Below are 24248 nucleotides of genomic sequence, written 5' to 3'. Positions count from 1 at the left end.
TTTATCACTGTGGAGGTTTTGCAATGAATCATGCGTCAAATCAAAAGGGTTTCACTCTCCTTGAGCTATTGATAGCCCTTGTTATTTTATCAGTGGGACTCCTCGGTCTTGCCGGACTTCACATTGCAGCCATCAGGGGTAATGTGAGCGGGTTCAAGATGAGTACTGCAAGCGCAGTTGCCCAGCAGAGGCTTGAGGAATTAAAGGCCCTTGATACAACCGCATCGGCATTAAGTAACGGGGCGCACGTTGATGGTACTGTTGTTGTTCAGGGTATTACATATAACAGGAGTTATACAGTGGTAGACGATACACCGGTGAGAGGGACAAGCACACTCACATTCACAACAACATGGACCGATCCCACTTCCAGGTTAATTCATACTACAAGGATTTTTACACGGATACTGAAGGGGGCCTGACATTATCATGAACATGAACAATGAACAGCAGAAGGGATTTACCCTGATAGAAATAATGGTTGCTGTTGCTATTCTTGGGATTGTTCTAACCTCCCTTTACAATCTGTTTATCGGTCAGGTCAGGACATTTGAGGCACAGAGGGATGTAACAACAACTCAAAGAGACATAAGGACATCGCTTGAGATGCTGGAACGTGATATAAGGATGGCGGGGCTTGGTGTTCCAAGAGGGGTTAACCCGATTGCCTTTGTTCAGAACGGCACCCTTCTGAATGCAGCAGCGCCGGACACTATAAGCATAAACTTCAGCCTGGGGCCTGTTACATATTTAAGGACATCTACAGTAACCCAGCCCGGAAATGTTATACAGGTTAACTCTGTAACGGATTTCGTTGTTGGCAATACAGTAAATATTATCAGCAAGTATAATAATAATCTGGTCGGGGGATATATTATAAATGCGATAAATACAGTTGCAAATACCTTATCTTTAAATGCAGACCCTACGGCTGCGGGCATAGATACAGGAGATTTTGCCATTAAGGCGTTTAACACTATCACATACAGTGTTGCAGCAAATGTTACAACCGGCAGAAATAATTTGATACGAAATGACGGAACAGTACAGTCAGTTATCATAGACGGGGTCAATGATTTTCAGCTCTCCTATATTATGAATGACAAGACAGAAACAAGTGCACCTGCGACCTTGTCAGATATAAGACGTATCAGGATAGACCTAATCGCAGCAACGACCAAAAATGTGGCAACACGAAACAACCAGCAGATACCAAGAGAGATGATAACAATAGTTCCTGTAAAAAACATAAGACCATGAGGATAGATAATGATTAATTCATATAAAGAAAAAAAGTCCCCCTCACCCGGACCCTCTCCCGCCGGGGGAGAGGGTGCTGTGCTTATCCCCCCTCCCTTGACGGGAGGGGGGCAGGGGGAGGGTGAGCAATGGTTATTTTCAGATGAAAAAGGTACAGCACTTGTTATAGCAATGGTATTCCTTGCATTACTTACTACATTAGGGATATATGCAATATTTAACTCTACAACTGAGTTAACAACCTCCGGCAGGTATAAGAGTGACAAGGAAGCCTTCTATGCAGCAGAGGGGGCAATTGAGTACATTAAAGGGGATGGATATTATTTTACAACAAAAACATCAATGAATTTTCCTGATAATGACGCATCACCTCACCCGATAGTTGCTGCACGCAGCCTTTCAGCAAATGGGACAGATGCAACAGGTACTATTACTTATGTGACTTCCGGTAACCCGCCGCCGGGCTATGGTTTCAGCGCCAAAGATACACAGTCAAACTACTTTATTATCGAGGCTACAGGAACATCACAGGCCGGTAATCAGAGTACGCAGGAGGAGAGTGTAGCAAAGATTTTACCTAAGTCATAAAAAAATCATGTAAGAGGTTTGATGTACGAGGTGAAGGGTATAAAAACAGGGATTATATAAGGGGTATATAAAATGATAAAAAAGTTATTAGTACTAAGTATTATGTTATTGTTCATACCCGCTATTATGGCCTATGCCGATGATACGGAAATATACGGACTTACTACCACTCAGATAAAACCTAACATCCTTATTATATTCGATAACTCAGGCAGTATGAATGATGAAATACGGAGTGCAATAGGTTACAACCCTGCTGTTACCTACACTGTTGCAAGTGCCTGCGGCGGTGGAGGTAATGTTGCATGTGAGTCAACAAGGGTCTACAGATGGAGGGGTGTTGAACAGGTCTGGCAGCCACATACTACACTCGCAAATGTACAGGCACATTGTAATGTTGCATACAACAGTTTAAATACTCAGGGGATGTATACCGGTGTCCTGTCAACAGCAGGGTATTGCAAGACATCAGGCGGGACATTCTCTACAGGCAATTATATAAATTTCCTTGTCAGTAATACCGGAGGCACTGACCCGTCAACCCCAAAGGTTGATATAGCCAAACGTGTTATTACAGAACTTGTAAGGACTACAGATTCCGTCAACTTCGGTCTAATGATATTTAATAACTCTGAAGGCGGTCATATAGCCAGACCGATTCTCGATATGTCAACAGGAACAAACCGGCAGGACCTGATAAATGCTGTAAATGGGATTACTGCAGATACATGGACACCGCTTGCTGAAACGCTTTTTGAATCCATGCGTTATTACAGCGGACAATCAAGTTATTTTAACAGCGGTACAAACTACACATCTCCAATCCAGTATTCCTGCCAGAAAAATTATATTATATTTATGACGGACGGTATGTCCACTCTTGATAGAAGTCCTGTATTAAAGACTATATGTAATCAGGGTGATTGTGACGGAGACCGTTTTGAACCTGACAAAGACCCCAGAAAGTCATATTATGCCGACGGTTCGGATTACCTCGATGATGTGGCAAAGTACCTTCATGACAATGATATGAGTTCAAGCCTTAACGATACTCAAAATGTAATTACTTATACCATAGGATTCGGCCTGCCTGCATCAAATGACGGTGCTACACTGCTTCTTACTGAAACTGCAGCGAATGGAGGCGGCACATATTATTCTGCATATAATACACAGTCCCTTAGTGAGGCATTTGCAGAGATTATTGGGACAATTATACAGGATAATACATCCTTTGTTGCGCCTGTGGTCCCTGTAAGCCCTGAGAATAAGACATTCAGCGGGGACCGGGTTTACATAGGCTTCTTTAAACCTAATGTAAGTACGTTCTGGACAGGTAACCTGAAAAAATATGGACTTGACCTTAATAATGGTGTTGTAATGGATAGAAATAACATACCTGCCATTGACAGTAACGGAGACTTTCTTGAAACTTCTATATCTCACTGGTCAAGCGGCGCTGACGGCGGCATGGTTGAAGAAGGCGGTGTGGGTGAGGTACTGCTTAACAGGGTTTCAACAAGGAATATTTATACCTATCTTGGGATATCTACTGCCCTTACAAATGCCTCTAATGCATTCAGGACAACAAATGGCGGGTTAACATTCGGCATGGTTAACCTTGCAAATGATACAGAGAAAAACAGCCTGATAAATTTTATACACGGATACGATGCATACAGCGGAACACCAAGTGCAAAGAGAGACTGGCTGTTAGGCGACATCCTTCACTCAAGACCTTCAGTTGTACATTATTCCTCATCACGTTCAGTAATATTTGTCGGCGCAAATGACGGCATGATGCATGCGTTTGAGGATAGTACAGGTGAGGAATTATGGGGTTTCATTCCACCGGACATGCTTGCCAATCTTAAAAATCTCACAAGCGGGACAACCCATCCTTTTTATGTGGATTCATCCCCTAAGTTATATATCTATGATGCAAACGGGAATGGTACCATATCAAATACTGACGGTGATAAGGTAGTGTTGATATTCGGTGAGAGAAGGGGCGGCAGTTCATACTATGCACTGGATGTTACTGACCCTGATGCACCTGTTTATTTATGGCGGATTGGTAATGCAATCGCAAGCCCTGCGGTCGGCTCAGTGTGGACAAGTACTGAGTTAGGGCAGAGCTGGTCTGAACCTGAAATAGCAAAGGTAATTATCGGTAGTGATGTTAAGTATGCCTTTTTTATAGGCGGCGGTTATGACACATTGAATGAAGATGCTGCTCCAAGAACTACAACAGACCCGATGAAAGGGAGGGCAGTATTTGCGGTGGATGTATTAACAGGTACAAAATTATGGGAATATTCTTATACGACCTCTGTTACAAATGATGCTGCCGGTACAAAGGTTGACATGACCTATGCAATACCAAGTTCTATTTCCGTGATTGATTCCAACGGTAATGGTTATGCAGACAGATTATATGTAGGAGATGCCGGCGGTCAGTTGTGGCGGTTCGATATTGGAAGCAATATTACATCATCATGGACCGGGAAAATTATATTCAGGTCCAATCCCGGGAGTGATGCATCAACAGGACGCAAGATTTTCTACCCGCCTGACTTCGTTCAGGAGATTGGGTATGATGTCCTCTATTTTGGAACAGGAGACAGGGAACATCCAAGGAACACGGATTCTGTTGACAGACTTTATGCTATAAAGGACAACAGTAATATTGTAACACCTCTGACAGAGACCAATCTTATTAATGTTACTGAAGACCGTCTTCAGGAATCGAATAGTACAAGCGAAGTAAATTCATTGCTTGCTGATTTATCAACCTCCAGCGGTTTTTATATTAAGCTAAATCTAAACTCCGGTGAGAAGGTATTGTCTCCTTCGGCTATATTTGCAAAGGTTGCCTACTATACATCCTTCTCACCGAATCTGGGATTATCATTAGACCCTTGTCTTCCAAACAGGGGTGTAGCACGCGTCTATGCATTAAATTACCTGACATTTGAGGCTGTATTTAATTACAATACAACAAATGATTCGGGCTATGTTTCAGAAACGAATACAAGGGCGCTTGGTAAAGAGGGAGAAGTACTAAAAAGATCCGACAGGTTTAAGGCAATAGGAAGCGGTATCCCCTCAGGCGTTGTTGTAATCATAAGCCAGTCCGGTGAGTCTGCCCTGATAGGTGTAGGCGGAGGCCTTGATATACCGCCGGTACAGCTTGGGAAAACAGCAATACGATTGTATTGGCGGGAGAAGAGGTAACTACTAAAACCCCGCCCTCACCCTAACCCTCTCCCTGAGGGAGAGGGGGCTAAGTTTATTCCCTCCCCTTCAAGGGGAGGGTTAGGGTGAGGGCGGGGTTATTTGTTGGAAAAGTAGTGAAGAAACAAAAAATGAACAGGAGGAATAAAATGTTTTACATATTTTTTCTAACTTTAATGATGGTGTTCTCCAATAACCCTGTCATGGCAGAAGATACATACACTGAGACATTCCAGGGGGTAATCAGCTCAACAGAAGGTATACCGCAATATCTGATTGTTAATGAAAAGAAGGTTCTTATCAGCAACAATGCCGAGGTGAAGGATCATAAAGATAGGGAAATAGAGTTATCAGACATTAAAGTCGGCAAGTGGGTATATCTGGTAGTCGAAAAAAAACAGGCTGGCCTTACTGTAAATAAGATTTATCTGCTCCCTAAAAGAATTAAAGACAGCGAGAAACACAATTACCCTTTTATCGGGCGGGAAGAAGAGGGGGAGGAGTAGCAGGAAGAGTAGATTGCTCTGACTCCCGCGTTCCTGTCTTAACAGGTTCTTCAATGCCGGCGGGCTTTGGCACTGACTCCGGTACAGCCGGTTCTGTTGTGGAAGAACTTTCAGCAGATAACTCCTCAAACTCCGGTATAACTATTCCACGTTTAACCATTATATTATAGATTACATTTGCACGTTTATTTACGTAATTCTGATCGCCTGATGCGATAAATCTTCTCGGATTCGGCAATACTACTGCAAGCCTTGCGGCCTCCAGAGGGGTTAGCTCTATGGCAGATTTTCCAAAGTGATGCCGTGCTGCTGCCTCTGCACCGAATACACCATCCCCCCATTCAACTACATTCAGATAAAGTTCTATTATCCTTTTCTTAGATAGTGCCTTCTCAAGCCTCCATGTTATTAATGCCTCTTTTATCTTCCTGATGGGATTCTTACCTGGTGTGAGATAAAGATTCTTTGCAAGCTGTTGACTGATAGTTGATCCGCCTGCCTTAAATTTACCTGCCTTGATATCCTTTTCAAGCGCCTTCTGGATAGCCTCATAATCAAAGCCCTCATGCCTCCAGAATTTATCATCTTCAGCAATAATAACGGCCTTTACAAGGTAAGGGGAGATTCTTGAATAAGGTACCCATGCATGAAAAATTTTACGTTTACTGCCTTTAACTGTCCATTCAGCCTCTCTTAATTTCATCATTGAGGTCTTTTCAGGATTAGTCTTTTTAAGTGCGGAAACATCCGGGAAGGTTATCCATAAAAATACTGATAGAATTATCAAAGAGGTAATAACAAAATATAAAATCCTTTTCATCAGGTATCAACACCGTTGATTACTGCATGTACTGCCGCACTCAATTCGGAAATCTTGTAAGGCTTTGTAAGCATTCCCTTGAATCCATATCTCCTGAACTCAGACAAAACAGGGTCATCAGAATAGCCGCTTGAAACTATAGCCCTGACTTCAGGGTCAATCTTAAGCATGTTTATTAAAGCCTCTTTGCCGCCGACACCTCCAGGTATTGTTAAATCCATTATTGCTGCATCGAATGGATGTCCTGAGACTTTTGCATTTCTGTATAATTCAATGGCTTGATTGCCATCCGGTGCAAACACAACTTCATATCCAAGAAATTCAAGCATACTCCCTGCAATATTCCTGACAATCTCTTCATCATCCATTAATAGTATTTTCCCTTGCCCATGCAGCAAATCCGTTGCACTTTCATCCTGAGGCTCTTCCGGTATTTTTTTATCTGATGCAGGGATATAAATATAAAAGGTTGTTCCAGTCCCTAACTTTGATTCTACGGTTATTAAACCGCCATGTTTCTTTATTATAGCGTAGGATGTAGCAAGGCCCAGGCCGCTCCCCTTTTTCTTGGTAGTAAAATATGGATCGAATATACTTTTGATGTGCTCTTCCTGTATGCCGATACCTGTGTCTTCTATTGAAACTTTTATATAGCTCCCTTCTGTAAGGGGCAGGGAATCAGATGGGCCGACTGTTATATTAGAGCATATTACTTTTATAATGCCGCCATTCGGCATGGCCTGGTCCGCATTTATGATAATATTATTTATAACCTGACTAATCTGGCCTTCATCTGCTTCAACAGGCAGAAGGTCATCAGGTATCGTGTACTCACAGCGTGATTTTGCCCCTCTTAATGCAAGTTCTGCAGAATGTCTTATAACCCCTGTTAAGTAAATCAGCTTTTTAACAGGAGCACCACCGCGTGAAAATGTCAATAATTGCATGGTAAGGTTCTGTGCTATATGCACAGCCTTTTCAGCCTCACTTAACCTCTTGTAAATCTCATCTGCAGGATTTATCGAAATCTTTACTAAGGATATGTTCCCGAGTATACCGGTAAGTATATTATTAAAATCATGTGCAATACCGCCTGCAAGAACCCCTATAGATTCGAGTTTCTGGGCTTTGAGCAGCTCCTCTCTCATTGCCTTCCGCTCAGATATGTCTAACCCCATTCCAACAATATGAGGTTGATTGTTTATTGTTATAACCTTGCCTGTAAAGAGATGTGGAATTTTCCTCCCATCTTTACACAAGTACTCGGCCTCTGCGATAGCATGTCCTTTTGTAAATACCTCATTGATCTTCTTACCAATATAGTCTTGCTGATCTTCAGGGAAAAAATCAAGGGCATGCATACCTGCGACATTATCCTTATTATAACCTGAGACCTCCTCTACATATTTATTCCACATAGTGAGATAGCCATTTTTATTTACAATATAAAAGAGTCCAGGCAGGCTGTCTATTGTTTCTTTATATATCCGTTTCTGTTCCTCTATCCTTATTCTTTCAGATAACACATGTTCTGTAACATCTTCAAGGACTGTGAGAATACCTGTAACAGTCCCCTTTTCTTTCAAAGGGTATATCTTTACATTTTGATATACTGTCTCCCCTTTCTTCGGCCCTATTGTTCTTTCATATTTATAGCCGCTTTTTTCAAAAGGGACACCATCTGTCAGCACCTGTATATAAATCTTATTCCAGTTGTTTTTTATCATCCCAGGTACTACAGAGAACAGGTTCTTCCAAATCACATCAGCTTTTTTCAAACCGGTGTATTCTTCCATATTGATATTCCAACTCCTGAGGATGAAGTTTCTATCTACCACATGGATACAAACCGGAATAGTTTCAACAATATTTTCATAGAGTTCTTTATGAAATTGCAGCTCCTTCTCAAGCTCCTTACGCCTTGTAATATCCCTTAATATTGTTACACGATATTCCTTATTGCCGATAGTCACAAATTGAACACTCAGCTCAACAGGTAATAAAGTTCCATCCCTGAGCCTTGTAATATCTTCTCTTATTATGTTTCCTTTCTTTCTGTCCTCATCAACCTGCACTTTCCATGCTGAAATATCAGGGTAATTCGGATCAATATCAATTACCCTCAAAGATAAAAATTCCTCACGGGTAAATCCGGTTTTATCACAGCAACTGTCATTAATATATAAAAATTTACCGGTCTGAGGGTCAACAATAACTATGTAGTCATTGGATTTGTCTATAAGGGATTTGAATAATCCAAGGTCTTCATCAATCCTGCTGTCTTCCGGTTTATCTCTGTGTTCCATGATGTCCTCCGTAAGTTGGCGGGCGAAAAGGTTTAATCAGTTACTATGCTATCTCATTCATTGCAATATCTCTGACTGCTATCTCAGGGGAATAGATAATCTCAGGAGAACCCCACAGGAGTATGGGACTATTCTTTCCCGAAATCCCAATTACCTGATTCAGCAGATTGTGAATATTATCCGCTATCCTTATGCTGTTAGGTTTTAACGGTGCCGCTATCCTGCCGCCCTCGATTACATAAGAATCACCGATCACAGTACAGGTAAAATCTCCTGCAAGCAGGCCGTTTAACGGGTATGTGTACCAGATGCGGCCGATATACAAACCATCACCAATAATATTTATTATCTCGTCGCGGGATACCGCCTCTGAACTCTCTACAATTACATTAGTAGGAACTATTGACGGCCTTCCATTGAAGTTTCTAAGCATCGCCTCACCGGGTCTGAATCCATTTTTAGGCTGTATGGCATCAGTAATAGAATTTGGGTCAGCCCCAATTTTATCTTTGGAAGAAGGGTCATTTAAGACCTTATTTCTGTAGTATGTGTTGGAAAGATATCCGGTAAGCACACCATTTTTTATCAGTTCTGTGCGTCCGGTCGGAATGCCTTCACAGGTGTAACGGCGGCTCATCGGGAGGCCCGGCATGTTGCCGCCATCAACAATAGTAAGGCGGCTGTCGGCAACAATCTTACCGAATTTTCCCATGAATGAAGAGCTTGCAGCATCTACAACAGAAAGGGTAAGTGAGGGTAGTACAATATTTCCAAGGAGATCAGCTACTGCCTGCGGCCCCAAAATCAGTTTGTATTTCCCTGAACGGATACGTCTTCCGTGTCTTGAATTGATTGCACTCATAGCCGCTGTCCTGCCTGCATTTTCAGGTTTAAAATCATTAAGACTCATTCCGATTTCCGAACCGCTCCCCTTTGCATTATCAGACTCTATCATGGTTGTTATTGATGCCGAGGAGTATGCTGCCTCATCTTTAACATCAATTCCGGTTGTGCTTGCCAGAACCATTCTTTCCTGAATTATGCTTACATCACCACCAATTATTATGGAATCAGTTATTTTATTCTCTTTAAATGTTTGTAAGGCTCCGGTCAATGACCTCCATCCCAAATCTACAAGTTCTTCATCACTCAGTTTCATCAGTTTATGGTCATGATAATCAGGTTTCATATCCGGTATACCTGAAGGTGCCGGAAGGGCGATAAAATCAGGGTCATCAACCACAGATAATCGTGCCTTTTCTACTGCATACTTTACACCTTCTATTGAGATATCCCCAGTGTGACTTCCAAAACCGACCATCCTTTTATCACCATTTTTAAATACTGTCTGTACCCCAATCCCATACGATAGCGTTGACTTTGGTTCTTCAATGCCGTTACAAAGTATGAAAGAGGTATAGTTAATCCGAGTTAGTAAATGTGACAGGGAGCTTATGAATATCTCAGCCTCAGAGATATCCTTCCGAGTCTTGATAAATTCAAGACCTTCTAAAGCGGTTTTATGTAATAGTTCTAAAGGTAGCATGTTAAAACCCTCGTAGCCACCCTCCCCCTAACCCCCTCCCGTCAAGGGAGGGGGGATTTTCGTTGTCCCTTGAAGGGGAGGAAATTTTCATCTGTAATCTTGCTTCTAACTTCTGTCTTTAATCTGCTTACTGCTCACTGCTTACTGCTTACTATTTTCCGCTCCCCACAACCCTAGCCCTGCCTCTCAGTGTCGGGCCGCCGTTTCCAAGTCTTTTAGTCTGCATGGGCTGGCCTTTGCCGCAGTTTGCGATTGGGTATACTTTGAAATCATTACCGACTGCATCTATGTTCATAAGAAAACTCATGCTGTCTGCTGTAATACCACCGCCCCTGTAGAGTTCTTTTAGTTCACCACGATGTATCCTGTATGTCTTTATGGCAGACATTGAAAAGTTTTCCCTTGATTCTGAGATCGAAGGGGTGTGCATACCCCATAGATAATAACCATCACTGATGTCACCTATTATCTTCTTAGGGTCCTTATCTCCATCAGCAAACACAGTAGTAGACATGCGGATAAGGGGTACAAGAGAGGCATCTGTTGCAGTATAAGAGCCGTTTGGTCTCATCCCAAGAAGGGCCGCAGTCTGCCTGCTGTTCATGAAATCCTTTAGTATGCCCTTTTCAATATGCATAACCTTCTTTCCCTTTGTCCCTTCATGGTCATACACATAATGTCCATAGCCAGGGATTGCAGGGTCAGAATATGTTGTTATCAGCGGAGATGCCACCTGTTTACCTATATAATTCTCATTAAAATTTCTAAAAAACCAGCTCCTGCCGGCATACGCTGTTTCATACTTCAATATCCTGTCTGCCTCCATCGGATGCCCTATTATCTCATGGGAGAGCAGGGTATTGAAGTATGGATCAGTTACAATAACAGTCTCCTTTTCTGTTGAACGGAATGCCTTTGCATTTGAAAGCTCTATAGCGTCATTTGCTACCCTCATAGAAAAATCAGATAGACCTGTTTCATGAACATTAATACCCTCAACCAATGCCTCCCATCCACGCTGGTCACCGACATTCTCGTAGAGTTCCTGCTGTCCCTCTTTGCCGGATGCTACTACATAGACATTTCCCTGAGAGTAGCAGAAATACTGGTCAATCAAGGCACCTTCTGTACTCACAAATAATTCACCTGTTGACTGGGTATAAGCAGTTACATCATTGAAGATTAAACCCTCTGACCCTTTAATCCGTTCAGAGGATTCTTTAACCATGACGAGTATATCCTGCGGCGATACACCATCCGGCTTTATTTTATAATTTGCCGGGACGGTATCTACATTAACTTCTGCCGGAGAAAGCTCTGTACTCCATAGGGATTCAGCAAATTCCGGAAGTGTTTGTGATAATCTTTCCTTATTTCTGCTATTTGCCGATGCACGGATATGTGCATGGTCAAGCCCCTCTTTTATGATGGGTTCTATTTTTGACAAGTCTTTAAGACTGAATACACGCCCATAATAACCCGGAGACTTCTTGGTATTCCCGGCAATTACCCTTATGCCGAAAGAACCCCCTTCGTCCCTGCCTGACCCCTTTGGCTTACCGTCTTCTGCAGATGCCCAGCGTGTATCATTTACCTCTAAACGGAGGTCTGCATAATAACAGTGTTGTAGTGTACGTGAGTATGAAATAAAAAAGTCTTTGATGCGGTTTTTTAATGGGGCGATTAGTTCCTGCAATGTAACTCCGGTTTGGAGGATGGGATTGCAGCCCCTTCGCTCCTGACCTTCGCAGTTGACCTGTCTTATGACTCTCAGGCGCGGAAGCCTTCCAGCCTCTAACGGGCTGGCTTTCCTTCGCCTGCTCGTCATGACAGGTGCCCAACTGCTCCGGTAAGTCGCTCAGTGGCTGCAACCCCATCCTCGATGGACCCAAGGATTACGAATAAAAATTACTTCCCTAAATATCTCTCTGCATCAATGGCCGCCATGCACCCCATTCCTGCCGCTGTTATGGCCTGGCGGTAGTGCGGGTCAGCCACATCACCTGCGGCAAATACACCTGGGACATTTGTTGATGTATGGCCTTTTAATCTGATATATCCCTGTTCATCAAGTTCAATGTGTTCCTTAAATACCTTCGTATTTGGGGTATGACCAATGGCAATGAAAACCCCTTCACAGGAGAGTTCAGTAACAGAACCATTTTTCACATTCTTTAATCTGACCCCTTTTACACGTCCTTCTTCAACTCCAAGAATTTCGCCTACTACTGAGTCCCATACAACGGAAATTTTATTATTACTAAACACCTTTTCCTGCATGGCCTTTGATGCCCTGAACTGGTCACGCCTGTGGATTATCGAAACCTTGCTTGCAAATCTTGTTAGAAAAGCCGCCTCTTCAAGTGCAGTATCACCGCCTCCTACTACAGCAATCTCTTTTCCTTTAAAGAAAAAACCGTCGCATGTGGCACAACCGGAAACACCGCTCCCCATCAGCTTCTTTTCTGATTCAATTCCGATCCACCTTGCAGAGGCGCCTGTTGCAATAATGATGGTCTGACCGTAAAATGACTTGTCTCCGGATTGCACAACAAACGGCTGTTTTGAAAAATCAGCAGACGTAATTTCCCCATATACAAATTCAGTCCCAAACCTTTCAGCCTGCTTACGCATATCCATTACAAGCTGAGGCCCGTCTATCCCTTCAGGGAATCCGGGATAGTTCTCCACCTCAGTTGTTATAGTAAGCTGCCCACCGGGCTGAGGGCCTTCTATTAATAATGGTTTCAGGTCAGCCCTAGCCGCATATATCGCCGCCGTAAGCCCCGCAGGACCTGAGCCTATAATAATTACATTTCGGATTTCATTCACTCGAAAATCTCCATAGCTCACCCTCCCCCTACCCCCTCCCGTTAATTCAAATTGGGGAGGGGGAATAATCTCAGCCTCCCCTTGAAGTGGAGGGAATTGTGATCAGCAATCTTGCTTCTAACCTCTTGCTTCTTACTTCTGCTTACTGCTTACTGTTCACTGGTAACTGTCTTTTAATGCTTCTCCATCCCCTTCTCTCCATGATGGTCGTCCTTATGTTCTCCCTTATGTTCCTCATGATGAACGGGTTTCTTGCCGTTATAACCATCTGCAAACTGTGTATTCACGTGAACAACAGCAGCGTTTAGATCTTTAAATGCATAAGACCCTGAAATAGCCGGAAGGGCATCTGCATCAGCCTGTTTGGTAATAACACTGCCGGCAGGAACATATCTACCTGCTGCAACCTTTACACCGATTACCTTTGCACCCGGTTCAAGTACTGTTCCATTACCGACAGTTGCCTTAAACACAAGGGCCTGCATCCCGACAAATACATCATTTCCTACCAGGGCAGGGCCGTGTACCTGAGACTGATGTGCCATTGACACCCTGTCGCCTACATATACAGAATACTTCTTACCACCGAAGTCAACCTGATTCTTAGTGACTTCCTTGCCGCCCTCCATTGTCTCAAGGCCATGCACCACAACTCCATCCTGTACATTTGTCTCATTCCCTATGTAAATCGGCTGACCCTCATCACCCCTTATTGATGCGGCCGGGGCTACATAGACCCGTTCTCCTAACTTTACATCACCTGTTATTGATGCAAGCTGATGAACAAAGGCTGATTTGGCAATCACCGGCTTGTTCACATCATCATTAAAAGATGTAAGCACATTCGGGCCTATGAAACCGGAAAGAATAACCCCGCCTAAAAGTAAATTTCCTGCAATACTACCTGCGAGTACAACTTTACTAAACCTTTTCATACACTCCTCCTTTTAAAGTATTACATGTTATAATAACACCGCCTCACCAGTATGGCCTTAGTTATAATAGAGAACGGATATGACTGTCAAGTAAGAAACAATAAATACCCTCTCCCTGAAGGAGAGGGACGACAACAATAACGGGGTACCGGACGATAACGAACGGTAATAAACATTGATTGCATAGAATTCTACAAGTTGACACCTGTTACGTAATATGTTACATATTGATAGTGATTCGTTCTTTTAAACATAAAGGACTTGAGAAATTTTACTTAACTGGCAGCAAAGCTGGAATCACGGTTGACCATGCCAAAAGACTACGCTTAATTCTTGGTCGTTTAGATGCATCTCATGAACCTCGAGATATGAATCTTCCTGGTTTGAGATTGCATAAATTAACAGGCAGCCTTGAAGGATACTGGGGAGTAGAAATAAGCGGTAATTGGCGCGTTATATTTCGTTTTCAGGAACATGCAGTATGGGATGTTGACTATCTTGATTATCATTAAAAAGGAGGTTTTATTATGATGTATAATCCACCACATCCGGGAGAAGTATTGAATGAATTATGTCTTCAGCCTCTCGGCCTATCAGTTACCCGTGCAGCTAAAGCTCTTGGCATTACACGGAAAACCCTCTCTCAATTGTTGAACGGTCATGCAGGAGTAAGTCCGATTATGGCTCTTAGACTTGCCATGGCCACTGATACCACACCGGAAAGCTGGCTCAATATGCAGACAGCACATGATCTATGGCAGGCTAAACAAAAATCAAAACAACTTAAAGTCCAGCGGCTTGAGGCTGCCTAAATCCATATAACAACTTGATGCTCCAAATTGGAATATCAAGTTGGGGCGGTACACGTAAATTGCCGTTTGTCTTTACGGAGTAATGGTGCTGCCATGGTTCCAGGCAAATATTAATTTTCTTGAGGTTTCTTCTGGTGGAGCTGATCGGGATCGAACCGACGACCTCTTGAATGCCATTCAAGCGCTCTCCCAACTGAGCTACAGCCCCTTATCAGGTTTTATTTCTACTGATTTTGTGATAGTATGTTTTTGCTTTGGGCAATGTATCATTTATATTTAGCTCTTGTCAAGGCATGAGAATATCAGATTGAATCGGGAGGTGTTATGGGACTGTTGACAGGTAAAAAGGGGATAGTCTTTGGTACGGCAAATGAACGGAGTATAGCGTGGGCCATTGCAGAATCTCTTCATAAGGAAGGGGCGGAGCTTGCGTTTAATTTTGTCGGTGAGGCGCTTGAAAAACGTGTAAGGCCGTTGGCAGAGAGTATCGGTTCTAAGATTATTGAGCAGTGTGATGTAACAAAAGATGAAGAGATAGAGTCATTTTTCAATAAGGTCGGAGATGGCTTCGGTTCTGTTGACATACTCATTCACTCCATTGCCTTTGCAAACAAGGATGAACTTAAGGGTGGATATGTTGATACAACAAGAGAAGGCTTTCGTCTTGCAATGGATGTCAGCGTGTATTCCCTTGCCGCTGTTTCAAGACATGCAGTTCCGTTAATGACAGGCCATGATGGTAGTATAATTACGCTTTCATACTACGGGGCTGAAAAGGTTGTACCGAACTACAATGTTATGGGTGTGGCAAAGGCCGCCCTTGAGGCGAGTGTAAGATACCTCTCTGCTGACTTAGGCCCAAAGGGTATAAGGGTGAATGCCATTTCTCCAGGCCCGATCAAGACGCTTGCTGCCTCCGGTATAGGAGGCTTCAGGGACATGCTGAATCATGCAGCTCAAAAGGCTCCGCTCAGGAGAAATATCAGTGCCGCAGAGGTCGGCAAGACAGCGCTGTTTTTATGCAGTGACCTTGCAAGCGGGATTACGGGAGAGGTGTTATATGTTGATGCCGGTTATAATATTATAGGTATGTAGTAGTTGGCGATGAAAAACACCCATAATTAAATAATGATCTGTACATCCTTTGTATCTGTCTCTCTTCTCTCTCCTACTGAATTCGCACAATAAACGCAGAGGTAGTCATAGAGCTTGCCGTCAGGCAGTATTAATAAGAGACGTTCTCTTACAGGCACAGCCGTTTTGCATCTCGGACAGTGTAAACGGGATGCCTTGAATTGTTCAAATTGTTTCATCCGAAAATCCCTTCCGGCGGGACATTCTTGTCCCGCTCATTTTTATCTCTTTTTACTTCTAATTTCTTACTTCTGCTCCCTGCTCACATCTTAGATTCCCAGCATTCGTTCCAGCGCTACCTTTGCCCATCTTTTTTCTTCATCAGAAACGATTACCTGATTGACGATGTTTCCCTCAATAAGATTTTCCAATACCCAGCACAAATGCTGTGGGTCTATCCGGTACATGGTAGAGCAGAGGCAGACAGTTGGTGATAAGAAGAATATGGTTTTATCAGGTTCTTCTTTTTTAAGACGGTTCACAAGATTTATCTCTGTGCCGATTGCCCAGACTGTTCCTGATGGTGCGGCCTTTATTGTCTTAATTATATATTCTGTAGAGCCGCAGAGGTCGGACATTGCCACAACATCCCTGCGACATTCAGGATGAACAATTATGTTTACACCAAGTTCACGATATTTTTCCCTGAAATATTCCACATGCTTGGGTAAGAAGAGCATGTGGACACTGCAGAACCCGTTCCACAGTATGACCTTTGCCCTTCTAATATCCTCCTCCGTATTGCCGCCAAACGGTTCATCTCTTCGCCAGACTATGATTTCATCTTCAGGGATACCAAGTTTAAAAGCACTGTTTCTTCCAAGGTGTTCATCAGGAAAAAAGAATACCTTCTCACGTTGTCCCAGCGCCCATTTCATTACCCTGTCTGCTATAGAGGATGTGCATATAGAGCCGTTCTTTTTTCCGCAGAACGCCTTTAAATCAGCAGATGAATTTATATAGGTAACAGGTGTAATGCTGTCTTCTCCTGAAACGTTTGCTATCTCCTTCCATGCCTTTTCTACCCTATATAAGTCAGCCATATCTGCCATTGAACAGCCTGCAGTCAGGTCAGGCAGAATAACCTTTTGATGAGGTTCTGTTATTATATCCGCAGTCTCTGCCATAAAGTGAACCCCGCAGAATACGATAAATTCACTCTCACTGCCGGCAGCCTCCTGAGATAGTTTAAGTGAGTCACCTGTAAAATCTGCAAACTTTATGACATCATCCTGCTGATAATGATGACCCAGTATTAAGAGTTTGCTTTTGAGGGCATCTTTTGCCGCAAATATCCTCTTACCAATCTCTCCTGCGGTCAGCTCTAAGTAATCTTCTATTGGGAAAATCTTCAAAGTATTCATTGGTTTTTCATTATAATATATTATCTTTAATTAAATCAAACCTCTTACTTGACAATTTTAGAATATGATTACATTGCCGATATTGTTATACCCCATGGAAGGGTTATTGCCGATAATATCTTATGAAGCAAAAAATAAAAGCATATATCTTCCTTATAGCCGTCATTTCCGTAATAACCTATCTCTTTTCTGAATATTACATTAGAAAGATTGACGAAGACGTTGATTTTCATAATCAGAGGATTACTATTCTCTTTAGCACCCATGAAGTGCTTTATCATATAATCTCCATTCGGGAAGGTCTATATAGTCTTTATTACGGTACGTTTAAGACAGATGAGCCAATAAGGCGGAATATCAAAGAGCTCGATGAGGGTATTGAAAATCTGTCTAAGAGTGTTGGCTACATATATTATAGCGGAAGGGACGATGAATTATTCAGGACGTATTCACACCATGTAGAGGTAATAGAAGCCCTATACCCAGGTTTTATAAAAAAGATTAATGCTGCATTAACAGCAGCTCCTGGTATCGAGAAAGAGAACGCCCTTAAAGAAGCTATTGAGAAGAGTGCGGGGATGGAGGCTATACTGGAAGAGATTGAGAAGTTTATGGATAATGAGTACAAGATGGTGAACAAGTCTCTCCCGGCGATAACCGCTGATATGAGGACAATAAGAAATGTCAGCGGTTCATTATTATTTGTTGCTGTGGCTTTTTCTGCATATTTCATGTTCCGTTCATGCAGTATTTTCAGAAAACTTCAACCTGTATTTGCCGCCATTAAGAAAGGGGATTATTCATTTAAGCTGGATGTTGACCCCGGAGATGCATGCGGAAATGAGATTGCAGAGGGGATTAATATACTGGTGAATAAAATAAAAACCGGGGAGGATTCCTCATCATCACTGGCTATCATTGACCCGCTCACAGGCGCCTTTAACAGAAGGTATTTTGATATGAGGATCAATGAGGAGATGAACAGGAGTATACGTTACAGTACCATCTTTTCTCTATCCATTATTGACTTAGACCACTTCAAAGAAATAAACGATACCTATGGCCACCAGGTTGGCGACATAGTACTGAAAGAGCTTATTGTTCTTATAAAGGAGAACATCAGAGATACGGATATTGTTGCAAGGTACGGTGGGGAGGAGTTTGTAATCATTTACCCATGTACCCCAAGGTCCGGAGTATTGACCCAGATTGAGAGACTCCGCACGGTTGTGGAAGGTCATAAGTTTATAGACATGGACAGGCCGGTAACAATAAGCGCCGGAGCGGCAGATTCCGCTGGGAAAAATGATGCGGCTATGATTGTTCAGGAGGCAGACAGCAGTCTGTATCTCGCAAAGAGGAATGGGCGTAATCAGTGTGTCATTGTTGGTGTCACTACATAGTGGACGCTGAAAAACGCCCATCTGCGGCGTCAGGTCTGTGGATTCGAGTCTCAACGTACAGGAAGTACGCCTCAACTCAAATCCTTGCCCTTCCTTGCACCTGGGCATTTTTGAGCGTCCACTTAGAGTTGCTATGTTTCGGTAAGCATTTCAGAATTACCTACTCAACCAATCTCGCCCTTGTTTATTCTTCATCAAATATGTTAAAGTTAGGCCATGTCTGATCCTGTGTTTAAATCTGGGTTTGTGGCTATAACCGGGCGGCCTAATGTCGGTAAGTCTACACTTCTGAATACTATCCTTGGTGATAAGATTTCTATTGTGTCTGATAAACCTCAGACTACAAGAAACAGGATACTTGGTGTAAAACATCTCTCGGGTGCACAGATTATTTTTCTTGATACCCCAGGAATTCATAAGCCCAAGCATAAACTTAATGAGTATATGGTAAAGACCGCCCTGAATACCCTTGATGAGGTTGACCTTATACTATTTATGACTGAGGCAGGTGTGGCACCGGCTTCCGAAGATAGTTATATTATCGAGTTGTTAAAAGACGTTAAGAAACCGGTATTTCTCCTGATTAATAAGATAGACAGGGTTAAGAAGATTGCAGTTCTTCCTCAGATAGATGAATACAGAAAGGTTTATAAGTTTGATGAGATATTTCCTCTATCTGCCCTTAAAGGAGAGAACATTGACAGTCTGCTTGACTCATTAGTGAAATACCTTCCTGAAGGCCCTCAATACTTTCCTGATGATGTTGTAACTGACCAGCCCATGCGGTTTATTGCATCAGAGATAGTCAGGGAAAAAATATTCCGTAATACATATCAGGAGATACCATACTCTGTTGCAGTCGGGATAGAGGAATTTAAGGAGGATGAGACAAAGAATCTGGCCTCCATAAGGGGGATAATATTCGTAGATAAGGATTCTCAGAAGGGGATAATAATCGGTAAGGGCGGGGCCATGCTTAAACAGGTCGGCCGGCTTGCGAGGCTGGAGCTTGAGGCTATCATGGGGATAAAGGTCTTCTTAGAGCTTTGGGTAAAGGTAAAACCGAACTGGCAGAGTGATGACAGGATATTAAAGATGCTGGGATATAAGGTGTAATTATATGCCGCTGGTAAAGACATCCGGTATAGTCCTTAACAGCCGCCCGATGGGTGAATTGGACAGGATAGTTGAGATATTTTCAGAGGACATCGGCAGGATACAAGGGATTGCAAAGGGTGCGAGGAGTTTTAAGAACAGATTCGGGGGGTCATTAGAACCTTTTACCTATTGCAGGCTGAACCTGTTTAAGAAGAATAACAATACATTACATCGTATAGAATCTGCCGACATAATCGAATCATTCCACACACTGCGGGAGGATTTATCGCTCCTTCTCCATGCGTCCTGCATGGTGGACACATTGAGAAAGCTTGTACCTCTTGAAGACCCGAACAAGTTTATCTTATCCCTTCTGCATAAATCATTAGAGAGGCTTGCCGCAGGTGACCCTGCTGATAAGATGTTATCCTATTACCAGATCCGGCTGCTGCATATATCAGGTGTCGGGCCGCGACTGGATAGCTGCCTCAAGTGCAGCAGGGAGATAAAGTACACAAGGGTCACAATCTCTGTATCAGAAGGCGGATCAATTTGCCCTTCATGTACCGGCAGGTTAACCGGCAAATATACGATTGTAACAGGCGCCACAATGGCTGTTATTAGGAAATGGCAGGCCACACCCATGTACCACGTGAGCCGGTTTATCATTGCAGATGATATTAAGCGGGAGATGAAGGAATTACTTGAGACATATATCACTTATGTTACGGGTAAGAAGCTTATGAATGTAGATGCCTATCTGTCTTAAAATGAGTTTTTGCGGGTATTAATTAATTCTGCACAACACTCAGGTTCTGTATAATGCTTTCCACGTCTTCTAATCTGAAAGGTTTTCTTATAAGTGCTATGCTTGTTCTGATCTCCTCAGGAAGGGTATCAAAGCTGGTATCACCGCTCATGGCAATTAATTTTACACGAGGCTGAATCACCTGCATCTTTTTAATAAGGTCTGCACCCCTGAATTTCTTTAACTTTAAATCCGTTATAACTATATCAAACTTTGTGACAGATATGGCTGTTAACGCATCTATGCCATTGGAAACACTCTCAACCTTATATTTTTTCATAGAAAGGAAGCTCTGTAACAGAGACCTTATTACAGAATCATCATCAATTATCAGGATATTTATCATAAGCAATAAATAGTTGATTTGAACAACAGCAAGTTCAGATGAATATATAACTCCTAATTGCAAATGTCAATATAATATTTGAGTTGATATTTTATCACCTAAAAATATTGACGTTACCCATTTTTAATACTATCATAACCCGACTATGAAGACTTCACCTTTACATGAAATACTTATGTCCCTCGGTGCAACATTCAGTGAGGCTTACGGATGGGAAATGCCTGCCAATTATGGCAATGCGGTTGAAGAACACATTAACGTCAGAAACGGTGCAGGCATTATAGATTTATCTCACAGGGGTAAACTTCGCATCTCCGGCAAAGACAGGGTAATGTTTTTACAGAAGATACTCTCTCAGGATATTAACAAAATTAAACCATCCACAGGTGCATACTCAACACTTCTTGATGTAAAAGGAAAGATGCTTGCGTATATGTGCATCCTGGCTGATGAGCCTCCCGTGAATATTCCCTCCCCTTCAAGGGGAGGGGCAGAGCTTGCCCCCGAAGAAGTAATCGGGGGGTGGGGATGGGCTTTACCGGATGAAGGTTCATTCTTGTTGGATTTAGACCCCGGCCTTGAAGAAAAGGTCTCACAGATACTAAACCGTTTCCTCTTCAGAGAAAATGTTAAGATAGTTGACGTAACAGAACAGTATGGACTTCTTTCCATTCAAGGGCCTTTATCAAAGCAAGTCCTCAACAAAATTACTCAGACAGAAGTCGCAGAAATTCCGGTTATCCCAGCTATTGAAGATATGCAGGAGTGTTCACATATCAATGTCATTATCAATGGCGTGAATTGTAAGGCAGTGAAAACATCTTTCACCGGCGAAGACGGATATAATCTGTATTGCCCATCCGGCAATATGACACAATTATGGAATTATATTCTATCAGCAGGAGTGGATTTCCAGTTAAAACCCTTTGGGCTTAATGCCCTTGAAACCCTTCGCATAGAGGCAGGCATCCCTCTCTACTCTATTGACATGGATGAACATACAATCCCTGTTGAGGCAAATCTCGATAAGGCTATAAGCTATGATAAAGGCTGTTACATCGGGCAGGAGACAATAGCGAGGATTAAATTCAGGGGGCATGTTAATAAAACACTTATTGGTTTTATTTTAGATGATGATGTCATACCACAAAAAGGAGACAAGGTAATAGGAATCATTGAAAATACAGAACACGAGATTGGTATTATAACCTCCGCTTGTTTATCTCCAACCCTCAATCGTCCAATTGCAATGGGCTATATAAGAATATCGCATAATAATCCGGATGAGGTCATTCATATTGAAACTAATTCAAAAAAACTATCCGCAAAAATAACCGATCTGCCTTTTCACAGGAAAACTTAGGGATTCAGAATGCGCAGACTCTATCACCTTGTATCAGGACTTCTGCTTACATACCTAATATCACAATTAGATAGAAAGGGAGGATTAATCCTTGTATCAGTCCTCCTTGCACTGGCAATCATTCTCGAAACTGCAAGATTAATTTTACCGGCATTCAATCGCCTTTTTATCCGTTGTTTCAGCATGTTGTTACGGCAGGAGGAAAAAAGAAAACCAACAAGCTCTGCATGGTATATAGCAGGCGTATTGATTTCACTACTTTTATTTAAAAGGGAATTCGCATTGTTCTCTATGGTTATCCTGGCTGTGGGCGACCCATCTGCATCTACAGTCGGAAAAACATGGGGCCGTCACCGCATAAAGAAAAAAAGCATAGAAGGCAGTATCGCATTTCTTGTTTCAGCAATTATTGCAGGATTTATTTTTCAAAAGGCCGCTGGAGAATTACCTTATGTCATAATATTCGCAGGGGCATTCGCCGGGACAATTACAGAACTCGCCTCAACAAAACTTGATGATAATTTCACAATACCACTCATTGCATCAGTCTGTATGCAGGCAGTGTATTATTTTCTGAATTCATACTTGCATTTTTGAATGATTCTGTTTATGATAACAACCTGTTGTTAACAGGCGCCTGTAGCTCAATGGATAGAGCAACGGCCTCCGGAGCCGTTTGTTGGAGGTTCGATTCCTCTCAGGCGCATAAAGAATTTTCATTGAGAAAATTCACTGATAACTGATAACCATTAGGAGTTACAACTTAATAGTTAATAGTTATCAGTTTGTCGTATAAAAATAGCATCGCTATTTTTATCTTGGGCCGTTAGCTCAGTTGGTAGAGCAGCTGACTCTTAATCAGCGGGTCGGAGGTTCAATCCCTCCACGGCTCACCAAATAATATCAGGCATTTCAAGGGGTTATGAATATAGTGACAAATTATGTTACTCCTCAAAACCCCTCAAAATGCCTCAATTTTACGGCAAATTCCGTACAATTTCCGTAAAATGATTTTTGGTAATATCTTACGCATTATAGTAAGGCAATTTATAAGTCGTGCCGCCTATGCCAATCTTTAAAAACCCAGCAGGATTAGAAGGTAAAGTCTGAGAACCTGCTGTAGCAGTTGTTGTCGTTGAATTAACATTAACTTTAAACGGAGCTAACCCATCTCCCGTCGTGGATTCAAACTGACCAGTGCCATGTATAATTATTTTCTGCACGCCAGAAGAATTAAATAAAGATATCCAACCGTTTGCTCCGTTATTTTCTGTCCCCAGCCTTCCCATTTCCGCTTCAGAAGAATTTTGCCATCTTAAATGATCCCCAGACGTTTTAATTGTTAATGGTAATGTTGGGGCAGAAGTACCTATCCCTACATTACCTGAACTTGTTACAGTTATGCCGGCGGCATCGTATCCTAACCTAATATTCCTCCCACTTATAGCCGCTATAAAGAACTCTGACCCATTATCGCCTATCGTACCTCTTAGCACATTGTTGGAATCGTAAAAACTTATTCGAGGTTCTACATTTGTGCCAACACCAAGTATCTTTACTTGCCCAATATTTGATATATTTGCCCCTTTGAAAAGTGTGTAATCGCTTCCAGTAGGTGCAAATGTCCAACCACCCGTAATGGTTTCATTATTCGCCTTCCTCGCAAAGATTCCTCCCCCTCCTGTCCCTAAGTCTGAGTCTATCATCCTGAGTGCTTTGGTTATCCAGTCGGCGGCGTCTGCGTCTCCCTGTGCTATCTCAGGGTAGCCACGGTAAGGTGTGAAGTCTTTGGTAATCTGATACCCTAAACTTGCCCCGGATGTGCCTGCATAGTTCGTTGTCAGAGTTATGCTTGTCAGTGATGCGCCGCTTTCAGGTGTCCTGCTTGCT

Annotated in this window: 21 protein-coding genes, 3 tRNA genes and 2 pseudogenes; 15 read left to right on the top strand and 11 right to left on the bottom strand. The window is 42.5% G+C overall.

Annotation, left to right across the window (positions count from 1 at the left end):
* Nucleotides 1–23: 23 nt before the first annotated feature.
* The 5 genes and pseudogenes from HZA08_11215 to HZA08_11195 all read left to right on the top strand — a co-directional run bounded on the left by HZA08_11215 (nucleotide 24) and on the right by HZA08_11195 (nucleotide 5591).
* Nucleotides 24–119 (top strand): annotated as a pseudogene (locus tag HZA08_11215) (prepilin-type N-terminal cleavage/methylation domain-containing protein).
* A gap of 310 nt (nucleotides 120–429) precedes the next feature.
* A complete protein-coding gene (locus HZA08_11210) occupies nucleotides 430–1260 on the top strand; it encodes a prepilin-type N-terminal cleavage/methylation domain-containing protein (GenBank protein MBI5193991.1) in 831 nt (276 codons plus the stop codon).
* Between the two features lie 9 nt (nucleotides 1261–1269).
* On the top strand, nucleotides 1270–1848 hold the full coding sequence (locus HZA08_11205; protein ID MBI5193990.1) for a pilus assembly PilX N-terminal domain-containing protein: 579 nt from the start codon (nucleotides 1270–1272) through the stop codon (nucleotides 1846–1848).
* 72 nt (nucleotides 1849–1920) lie between these two features.
* Nucleotides 1921–5085 (top strand): hypothetical protein, encoded by a 3165-nt coding sequence (locus HZA08_11200; protein ID MBI5193989.1) that lies wholly within the window; start codon nucleotides 1921–1923, stop codon nucleotides 5083–5085.
* A 149-nt stretch (nucleotides 5086–5234) separates the two neighbouring features.
* Nucleotides 5235–5591: a hypothetical protein gene (locus tag HZA08_11195; GenBank protein MBI5193988.1), complete on the top strand. Its 357-nt coding sequence runs from the start codon at nucleotides 5235–5237 to the stop codon at nucleotides 5589–5591.
* Here HZA08_11195 and mtgA read toward each other — a convergent pair.
* From mtgA to HZA08_11165, 6 genes and pseudogenes are all read right to left on the bottom strand, one after another.
* Nucleotides 5560–6411, bottom strand: a complete 852-nt coding sequence (gene mtgA / locus HZA08_11190) for a monofunctional biosynthetic peptidoglycan transglycosylase (GenBank protein ID MBI5193987.1) — start codon at nucleotides 6409–6411, stop codon at nucleotides 5560–5562. The genes HZA08_11195 and mtgA overlap by 32 nt on opposite strands.
* Nucleotides 6411–8717, bottom strand: coding sequence for a PAS domain S-box protein (locus HZA08_11185; GenBank protein MBI5193986.1), 2307 nt, complete (start codon nucleotides 8715–8717; stop codon nucleotides 6411–6413). Before HZA08_11185 ends, mtgA begins: the two co-directional genes overlap by 1 nt.
* A gap of 43 nt (nucleotides 8718–8760) precedes the next feature.
* The gene (locus tag HZA08_11180; GenBank protein MBI5193985.1) at nucleotides 8761–10263 is read right to left on the bottom strand and encodes a TldD/PmbA family protein; all 1503 of its coding nucleotides are present in this window, start codon (nucleotides 10261–10263) and stop codon (nucleotides 8761–8763) included.
* 151 nt (nucleotides 10264–10414) lie between these two features.
* On the bottom strand, nucleotides 10415–12091 hold the full coding sequence (locus HZA08_11175; protein MBI5193984.1) for a TldD/PmbA family protein: 1677 nt from the start codon (nucleotides 12089–12091) through the stop codon (nucleotides 10415–10417).
* A gap of 80 nt (nucleotides 12092–12171) precedes the next feature.
* Nucleotides 12172–13095 carry a thioredoxin-disulfide reductase gene (gene trxB, locus HZA08_11170; protein ID MBI5193983.1) on the bottom strand — a complete coding sequence of 308 codons (924 nt, stop codon included), beginning with the start codon at nucleotides 13093–13095 and terminating at the stop codon, nucleotides 12172–12174.
* 266 nt (nucleotides 13096–13361) lie between these two features.
* Nucleotides 13362–14030 (bottom strand): annotated as a pseudogene (locus HZA08_11165) (carbonic anhydrase).
* Between the two features lie 233 nt (nucleotides 14031–14263).
* On the opposite strand from HZA08_11165, the gene HZA08_11160 reads away from it, so the two are divergent.
* Nucleotides 14264–14542, top strand: a complete 279-nt coding sequence (locus HZA08_11160; protein ID MBI5193982.1) for a type II toxin-antitoxin system RelE/ParE family toxin — start codon at nucleotides 14264–14266, stop codon at nucleotides 14540–14542.
* 12 nt (nucleotides 14543–14554) lie between these two features.
* Nucleotides 14555–14842: a HigA family addiction module antidote protein gene (locus tag HZA08_11155; protein ID MBI5193981.1), complete on the top strand. Its 288-nt coding sequence runs from the start codon at nucleotides 14555–14557 to the stop codon at nucleotides 14840–14842.
* A 132-nt stretch (nucleotides 14843–14974) separates the two neighbouring features.
* On the opposite strand, the gene HZA08_11150 is transcribed toward HZA08_11155, so the two are convergent.
* Nucleotides 14975–15050 (bottom strand) — tRNA-Ala (locus tag HZA08_11150).
* A gap of 116 nt (nucleotides 15051–15166) precedes the next feature.
* Between HZA08_11150 and HZA08_11145 the strand changes: the two genes are divergently transcribed.
* On the top strand, nucleotides 15167–15937 hold the full coding sequence (locus HZA08_11145) for an enoyl-ACP reductase (GenBank protein MBI5193980.1): 771 nt from the start codon (nucleotides 15167–15169) through the stop codon (nucleotides 15935–15937).
* Nucleotides 15938–15963: 26 nt separating this feature from the next.
* On the opposite strand, the gene HZA08_11140 is transcribed toward HZA08_11145, so the two are convergent.
* Both HZA08_11140 and nadA read right to left on the bottom strand, forming a co-directional pair.
* A complete protein-coding gene (locus tag HZA08_11140; protein MBI5193979.1) occupies nucleotides 15964–16155 on the bottom strand; it encodes a cytoplasmic protein in 192 nt (63 codons plus the stop codon).
* A 90-nt stretch (nucleotides 16156–16245) separates the two neighbouring features.
* On the bottom strand, nucleotides 16246–17340 hold the full coding sequence (nadA, locus tag HZA08_11135; GenBank protein ID MBI5193978.1) for a quinolinate synthase NadA: 1095 nt from the start codon (nucleotides 17338–17340) through the stop codon (nucleotides 16246–16248).
* A gap of 122 nt (nucleotides 17341–17462) precedes the next feature.
* On the opposite strand from nadA, the gene HZA08_11130 reads away from it, so the two are divergent.
* The 3 genes from HZA08_11130 (at nucleotide 17463) to recO (ending at nucleotide 20610) form a co-directional block, all read left to right on the top strand.
* Nucleotides 17463–18743, top strand: coding sequence for a GGDEF domain-containing protein (locus tag HZA08_11130; GenBank protein MBI5193977.1), 1281 nt, complete (start codon nucleotides 17463–17465; stop codon nucleotides 18741–18743).
* Between the two features lie 216 nt (nucleotides 18744–18959).
* On the top strand, nucleotides 18960–19859 hold the full coding sequence (gene era, locus HZA08_11125) for a GTPase Era (GenBank protein ID MBI5193976.1): 900 nt from the start codon (nucleotides 18960–18962) through the stop codon (nucleotides 19857–19859).
* A 4-nt stretch (nucleotides 19860–19863) separates the two neighbouring features.
* Nucleotides 19864–20610: a DNA repair protein RecO gene (gene recO, locus HZA08_11120; protein MBI5193975.1), complete on the top strand. Its 747-nt coding sequence runs from the start codon at nucleotides 19864–19866 to the stop codon at nucleotides 20608–20610.
* A gap of 22 nt (nucleotides 20611–20632) precedes the next feature.
* Here recO and HZA08_11115 read toward each other — a convergent pair whose 3' ends face one another.
* Nucleotides 20633–21058 (bottom strand): response regulator, encoded by a 426-nt coding sequence (locus HZA08_11115; GenBank protein ID MBI5193974.1) that lies wholly within the window; start codon nucleotides 21056–21058, stop codon nucleotides 20633–20635.
* A gap of 82 nt (nucleotides 21059–21140) precedes the next feature.
* On the opposite strand from HZA08_11115, the gene HZA08_11110 reads away from it, so the two are divergent.
* From HZA08_11110 to HZA08_11095, 4 genes are all read left to right on the top strand, one after another.
* Complete coding sequence (locus HZA08_11110) at nucleotides 21141–22358, top strand: aminomethyl transferase family protein (protein ID MBI5193973.1); 1218 nt, start codon at nucleotides 21141–21143, stop codon at nucleotides 22356–22358.
* 9 nt (nucleotides 22359–22367) lie between these two features.
* Nucleotides 22368–22955 carry a hypothetical protein gene (locus HZA08_11105; GenBank protein ID MBI5193972.1) on the top strand — a complete coding sequence of 196 codons (588 nt, stop codon included), beginning with the start codon at nucleotides 22368–22370 and terminating at the stop codon, nucleotides 22953–22955.
* Between the two features lie 36 nt (nucleotides 22956–22991).
* Nucleotides 22992–23064: transfer RNA gene (locus HZA08_11100), tRNA-Arg, on the top strand.
* Between the two features lie 114 nt (nucleotides 23065–23178).
* Nucleotides 23179–23254, top strand: a tRNA-Lys gene (locus tag HZA08_11095).
* Nucleotides 23255–23383: 129 nt separating this feature from the next.
* Here the strand turns inward: HZA08_11095 and HZA08_11090 are convergent.
* A partial coding sequence (locus tag HZA08_11090; protein MBI5193971.1) for a hypothetical protein occupies nucleotides 23384–24248 on the bottom strand: 865 nt, incomplete at its 5' end.

Source organism: Nitrospirota bacterium (assembly GCA_016212215.1).
In the GTDB taxonomy this organism is placed as follows: Bacteria; Nitrospirota; 9FT-COMBO-42-15; order HDB-SIOI813; family HDB-SIOI813; genus JACRGV01.
This window is presented reverse-complemented; position numbering and strand designations above follow the sequence as displayed.